This is a genomic window from Acidithiobacillus sp. (assembly GCF_027322205.1).
Lineage (GTDB): Bacteria > Pseudomonadota > Gammaproteobacteria > Acidithiobacillales > Acidithiobacillaceae > Acidithiobacillus.
This window is the reverse complement of sequence record NZ_DAHVHY010000126.1, coordinates 1-2,757: the sequence shown is the minus strand read 5'-3', so window position 1 is coordinate 2,757 and position 2,757 is coordinate 1. Positions and strand designations below refer to the sequence as shown.

The following is a 2,757-nucleotide window of genomic DNA, read 5'->3' as shown; positions in this document are numbered from 1 at the left end:
GGCCAATACTTCGTCGAGAATGCTGGCCTCTCGTTCCAGATCAGCCAATGCATGGTTGCGCAATGCGGTTTTCGCCTGGGGCGGCTTCATAACCCCTTCGGCAACCTTGGCAAAACGCGTGCGTATCGCACAAGTGGCGTTCACGGAGCGTCCGATGGCCCGCGCCGTCTGCTCCAGGCTCAATCCCAAATCCAGGGGCAACAGCACCGCCTGTGCCCGCCTCAGCTCTTCGGCTGTCTTCGCGCTGCGCAACAACTCTCGTGCCGCCACCACATGCTCTACTCCACCTGCCGGACGTGCCATGCCATGACCCCCCTGAAAAACATGGCATATTATCACTGATTATAACGCTAATTGGAATTACACCCGACGACAAATATGGAATCGCACATATTTGGCACACGCCCGCTACAAGCAAGCAGCAAAGCATGAATTTGTAGAAGATGTGGATTTTTGTAGAAAAAACCCGATGGTTACGGAGTAACCATTTGATTTATTGGTCGGGGCGAGAGGATTTGAACCTCCGACCACCTGAACCCCATTCAGGTGCGCTACCAGGCTGCGCTACGCCCCGCAAGAGGTCGCAATGTACCGCCAAAACACCACCCAAGTCAATGTCTGTGGCCGCACAAATCCAATAATGCCGACAACTCCCGACGCAAGTATTGCCAACGTTTGCGGCCCTCAATAACACTGACAGAGGAATCCGCCATCTCCAGATTCAGTTGCCCATGACTTTCTTCCCGGAACTCACCACGGGGAGCACGCATCATCTCTTGCAACCGCTCACGCGCGCCGTGGATAGTATAGCCTTCACCGTACAGCAGGGCACGAATCTGCCTTGCCAACAGCAGATCGTGGCGCTGATAATAACGTCGATTACCTTTTCTTTTCAGCGGACTAAGCTGTGCAAACTCCTGCTCCCAGTAGCGCAGCACATGCGCCCTCACCCCGCAGAGCAGGGCAGCCTCGCTAATCGAAAAATACCGCTTCTCGGGTATCTCGGGGAGTGGCGCGAGGTCTTTGCCCGTCTTTCCCTTAGCTGTTGTCTGGTTCGCTACCATTCACGTAGGCTTTGAGCTTTTGACTCGGATGGAAAGTCACCACACGCCGTGCCGTAATGGTAATCTCCACGCCCGTCTTGGGGTTACGCCCGGGACGGGGATTTTTGTCGCGCAATGTAAAGTTGCCAAAACCAGACAGCTTCACCTCTTCACCCTGCGCCAGATTCTCACGAATGCCATCAAACAAGGCCTCAACAATACCTTTGGCCTCCCGTTTATTAAGACCCATACTCTCGAACAGCATATCCACGATTTCTGCTTTGGTAACCGCCATATTATTCTCCCTATGCCCTGAGTTCGATGGAACCGAGTCGCCGCACGGCAACCAGCAACCGATCCATTTCTGCTTGTACATCTGCGTCGGTCAGTGTCCGCTCGGCATCCTGCAAGAGCAACGCAAAGGCCAGACTGTATGTTCCCGCCGTCAGAGTAGCGCCCTGATAACGATCAAAAATCGTAATTTCCTTAACCATACCCGATGCGGTTATCTGCATGACATTCAGCACTGTCCCCGCCGGAATGTCATCCGGGATCACTAAAGCCATATCCCGCCGCAACGCCGGGAAAGGCGACAAGGGCGTGAACCGGGAGACATTCGCCAGACCCTCCAAGCATTCTACATCCAGATAGAAGAAAAACGGTGATTTGTCCAGGTCATACTCCGCCGCAAGCGTCGGATGTAACGCACCGAGCATACCCACCTGCTGATCTGCCACCCAAATTCCTGCGGTCTGTCCCGGATGCAACGCCGGATGATCATCCAGCGTCCGGAAAGAAAATTCTGTCTTTGGCCAAAGCGTGAGCAAAGCACTCACGTCACCCTTCAAGTCGTAGAAATCGGCCGCACGCTGTGGCTGCGCCCAACCTTCCCGATCTGCGGTCCCGACTATACAACCACCCAGGACAAGGCGCTGGTCATTCGCAGAAAACACCCGCCCCAGTTCAAAAATCCGTACCCGATCCTGCTGCCGCTTCACATTGAACTGGAGCGCTTGCATCAGGCCAGGCCAGAGACTGGCTCGCATGACGGCCAAATCCGCAGACAGGGGATTGAGCAGGGCTGGCGCGTCAGCGTCCGGAGTGAAGGCATCCTGCTCCTGACGGGAAATAAAACTATAGGTGATTACCTCGTGATAATCACGCGCTTGCAGGATGCCACGTAACGTGGCCTGCTGTGGCCATCGCGCGATGGCTAGGGGCTGCAGAGTGCCCTCTGGCCGATGCACGGGCAATCGCTCATAGCCGTATATTCGGCCCACCTCCTCGATCAAGTCTGCCTCAATGTGCAGATCAAAGCGATGGCTGGGGGAAATCGCCTGCCAGCCATCGGGAGTCTCGCTAATGCACAGCCCCAGACGAGTCAGCACTGTCTCGACCACGGTATCTTCATAATCCATGCCCAGAACGCGCGCCAGTCGCGCCCGGCGCAAAGTAATCGGAGCGTGCTCCGGTAACTGGCCTAGCACCGTATGGGACCGCGTTGCCCGTAAATTGGCTTTGCCCAGGGTGGTCAGCCGTGTCAGGACGGCAGCGGCCGCCGCGGGCGCCAGCGCAAAATCGACACCGCGCTCGAAGCGCATGGCGGCATCCGTCTGCAAGCCCAGGCGGCGTGCACGGCCTTGAATAGCCTTAGGCTGAAAGAAAGCAGACTCCAAAACAATAGCGTGGGTCTGTGCAGATACGGCGGTGCGCC

The 2,757-nt window shown here is 56.3% G+C and carries 4 protein-coding genes and 1 tRNA gene; all 5 read right to left on the bottom strand.

Annotated elements, in window-relative coordinates; genetic code table 11:
- The coding region (locus tag M7F93_RS11595; protein ID WP_298173682.1) for a helix-turn-helix domain-containing protein at positions 1–303 on the bottom strand (303 nt) is incomplete at its 3' end.
- A 194-nt stretch (positions 304–497) separates the two neighbouring features.
- Positions 498–574, bottom strand: a tRNA-Pro gene (locus M7F93_RS11590).
- Positions 575–611: 37 nt separating this feature from the next.
- Entirely contained in the window at positions 612–1,064 is a 453-nt protein-coding gene (locus M7F93_RS11585; RefSeq protein WP_298173679.1) for a MerR family transcriptional regulator, read from the bottom strand.
- Positions 1,039–1,338: an integration host factor subunit alpha gene (locus M7F93_RS11580; protein WP_298173676.1), complete on the bottom strand. Its 300-nt coding sequence runs from the start codon at positions 1,336–1,338 to the stop codon at positions 1,039–1,041. The genes M7F93_RS11585 and M7F93_RS11580 overlap by 26 nt, the downstream gene beginning before the upstream one ends.
- A 10-nt stretch (positions 1,339–1,348) precedes the next feature.
- The coding region (locus M7F93_RS11575) for a phenylalanine--tRNA ligase subunit beta (protein ID WP_298173673.1) at positions 1,349–2,757 on the bottom strand (1,409 nt) is incomplete at its 5' end.